Source organism: Janibacter sp. CFPM2_SD2, assembly GCF_057364645.1.
In genome coordinates this window covers 1-3,299 of record NZ_JBNFOF010000260.1, presented here as the reverse complement: position 1 = coordinate 3,299, position 3,299 = coordinate 1, and the positions used below count along the sequence as shown (strand labels likewise).

Sequence of the window (3,299 nt, the reverse complement as noted above, 5' to 3'; positions counted from 1 at the left end):
AGCGGCAGTCGTGGTCCGGACACCGACTGGGTCGGGGTCAGCGAGGGCCGTCCGCCCCGCGGCCCGGCGGTGCGCCACGTGGCGTCCGTGGTCCGGGTGGCCAGAGCAGGTCTGCGGGCAGGGTCCGCCCTCGTCGACCCCACGCACGACGACGAAGGGGGCGGCGCCCCCCTTCGCCCGGACGTACCTGAGCAGGTGGCCGGGGAGCCGCAGTCAGCAGCAGGGGAGTGGGGAGAGCAGTCGCCGCCGGCCGGCCTCGCCGGGGTGCTCGCCGACCTCGAGGGTGGCCAGCTGCCGCTCGGCAAGGCCGATCAGCTGGTGCGCTTCCACGACGGGGTGCGGCGGGTCGCCGACCCGGAGCTCCTGGAGGCGGACCTGGGGGTCCTGCTCGATGCAGCGCGTGACGAGGTCGTGCGCACCGGCCCGGGTGGGCGGATCTCGGCTCGGGTCCCGGGGCTCGACGAGCGCGGGCTGGCGACGGCGATCACGCAGACGACGCGGATGCTGCGCCCGGCCAAGGACCTGGCCGCGGACGACGAGCGGGCCAGGTCGGCGCGGTCGTTGACGAGCCACACCGATGCCAGCGGGCTGACGCGCTACAAGCTCGTGCTCGACGCCGAGGGCGCGGCGATCGTCGACGCGGCGGTGGCGGGGTTGTCGAAGCCGGTCAAGGGCCCCGACGGCGAGCGTGACCCGCGGCCCCCGGCGCGGCGTCGTGCGGACGCCCTGGTGTCGATCGTCGGTCGGGGGGTGTCCAGCCCGGGTGAGGTGGGCACGAGCGACAAGGCGCAGGTCATGGTGACGATCTCGATGGCCTCGTTGCTGACGGCCACGGACGGGACCTGCGGGGTGTGCGGGTCCCGCCGACCGGGTGGCGCCTTCGGGCCGACCGGCGTGCCCTTCAGCGACACGCATCCCTTCGGTCACCGCGCGGATCTCGGCGGCTGTGGCGACGCACCCGGCTCGAAGGGGGTCGGGCTGGGTGCCGGAGGAGTCGCCGGTGGCGGTCACGCCGGCGGGGTCACGGCCTCGGGGGCGGTGCTGTCGCCGGCGAGCGTGCGCAAGCTGGCCTGCGAGGCAGGGGTCATCCCGGTGATGCTCGGCAGTGACGGCGAGCCGCTCGAGCTGGGCCGCGCCACGCGGTTCTTCACCCCCGGGCAGAAGCGGTTGCTGTGGTTGCGGGACGGTGGCTGCACCTTCCCGGGGTGCACGATGCCCGCGCACTGGACCGACGCGCACCACGTGCAGTACTGGTCGCTGGGCGGGCGGACGGACATCGGCAATGCGGCGCTGCTGTGCGAGCGGCACCACACGCGCGTGCACCAGCAGGAGCTGACCTGCACGATCCGCGACGACGGGGTGACCTGGCACCTGTAGCCACCCCGCCCCGCGCCCGACCTCCTGCGGTCGGGCGCCGCCGGCGTGCCCCCGCGCCTGCTTCGTCCGCCTGTCCTCGAGGTCGTGCGGAGCTGGGCACCGGTACTCAGTGGCCGGTCCCGGCGTGGGCAGCACTGCTCATGGCGGGTCCGGGGTCTCGGACGAACGATCGTTCCCGCGACCGCACCGCCCGCCCGGGCACCGCGGCTGACACAAGGGGAATCACATGAGCATGTCCACTCGACTCAAGGGCGCTGCCGTCACCGGCGCCCTGGCACTGGGTGCATCCGTCGTCATCGCCGCACCGGCGCAGGCACACACCGTGAGCAGCGCCATCGCCAACGGCTGCGGCTCCGGCTACTCGATCGTCAAGGACGGCCAGCGCACCCTGAAGACCTCGTCCGGCAAGGTCTACGGCTACGTGTACCTGACCTACAACCCCAACAACGGCTACAACTGCGTCGTCACCCGCAAGACCGCCTACCACGGCACCCCGTCCAAGACGCTGGCCAGGATCGCGGTCCTCAACCGCGACGGCAGCCAGTTCCAGCGGCAGGACTGGGCCAACTACTCCCACTTCGCCGCGATCAAGGCCTACGGCAAGGGCAAGTGCGTCGCCTACTGGGGCGACATCCGCAACCCCTCCGGGACGGTCAAGGCCTCCAACGGCCGCTGGAAGTACGGCAACTGCGGCTGACCCGTCGCGCGACGCCCGCCACCGATCCGGTGGTGGGCGTCGCCGCGCGTATCTGGGCGAGGGCCGACCCGCCAGGCGCCGGCTACGCCCTTCGCTCGCAGGTGATGACCTGCACGCCGCTGGCGAGGCCGACGACGTCGACGGTCTCGAAGAGCGTGGGGGCGAAGCCCCCGTCGAAGAGCGGGACCCCAGAGCCGATGACCGAGGGGTTGAGCTTGATGACGAGCCGGTCGATCTCCGGCAGCAGGGCGTGGGCGAGGCGGCCGCCGCCGACGAGCCAGATGCCCAGACCGTCCTCGGCCTTGAGCTCGCGCACCCGGGCGAGCGGGTCACCCGAGACGACCTCGACCGCCGCCGCGGGCGCCGTGCCGAGGGTCGTCGAGACGACGAAGTGGCGCAGGTTGGGGTAGGCGTCGTCGATGCCGGCCGCCAGCCCGATCTCGTAGGAGCGCCGTCCCTCGATCACCGTGTCGAAGACCCGGCCCGGCTCGGTCAGACCCATCGCCTCGCGGGCCGGTCCGGGCAGCGTCTCCGGGTAGTGGGTCGCGATGAACTCGACGAGGTCCGGCGTGACGGCCATGAAGTCCTCGCCGCTCGGGTCGCCGCCGTCCGGCCCCGCGATGAAGCCGTCGAGCGTCGCCGCGACGTAGTAGGTGAGTGTGCGCATGGTGCCCCTTCCGTCAGGCGGCACGCTACGGGCCGAAGGGGGGTGTGTCGCAGCGAATTTCGCCCCGCCTCAGCGCGACGGGTCGATGATCGTCATCCCCGCGACGTTCGCCCTGTCGAAGCCCGGCAGCAGCGCCGCCGCCTCCTCGAGACCGACGACCCGCTCCACGAGGCGCTGCGGGGCGAGGTCGCCGGAGTCGATGAGCGCGAGCATCCCCGGGTAGTCGACGGCGGCCATGCCGTGGCTGCCGAGCACGTCGATCTCCCACCCGATGACCCGCGCCATCGGCACGCGCGGGTGACCGTCGACAGGCGGCAGCAGGCCGACCTGGACGTGCCGACCGCGTCGCCGCAGGCTGAGCAGCGCTGTGGCACAGGTCTGCTCGCTGCCCACGGCGTCGACGGCGACGTGCGCCCCGCCGTCGGTCAGCTCCATGACAGTGGCCTCGACATCCGTTGCCTCGCCGTGGGCGCCACCCGCGAGCACGGTGTGCTCCGCGCCGAGCTCGGCCGCGACGGCCAGCGCTGCCGGGGTTGCGTGCGCGTGCCGTGACGTCGA

4 protein-coding genes are annotated in these 3,299 nt (G+C 73.2%); 2 read left to right on the top strand and 2 right to left on the bottom strand.

The annotated features are described in order from the left end of the window. Nucleotides 1-1,377, top strand: a 1,377-nt coding sequence (locus AC2W7J_RS16855; RefSeq protein ID WP_485983825.1) for an HNH endonuclease signature motif containing protein, incomplete at its 5' end; no start/stop codon positions are given. A gap of 232 nt (nt 1,378-1,609) precedes the next feature. Then, the gene (locus AC2W7J_RS16850; RefSeq protein ID WP_485983823.1) at nt 1,610-2,074 is read left to right on the top strand and encodes a hypothetical protein; all 465 of its coding nucleotides are present in this window, start codon (nt 1,610-1,612) and stop codon (nt 2,072-2,074) included. 82 nt (nt 2,075-2,156) lie between these two features. Here AC2W7J_RS16850 and AC2W7J_RS16845 read toward each other — a convergent pair whose 3' ends face one another. Together AC2W7J_RS16845 and AC2W7J_RS16840 are read right to left on the bottom strand one after the other, a co-directional pair. After that, entirely contained in the window at nt 2,157-2,741 is a 585-nt protein-coding gene (locus AC2W7J_RS16845) for a dihydrofolate reductase family protein (RefSeq protein ID WP_485983821.1), read from the bottom strand. A gap of 69 nt (nt 2,742-2,810) precedes the next feature. Continuing rightward, nucleotides 2,811-3,299, bottom strand: a 489-nt coding sequence (locus AC2W7J_RS16840) for a zinc-binding dehydrogenase (protein ID WP_485983819.1), incomplete at its 5' end; no start/stop codon positions are given.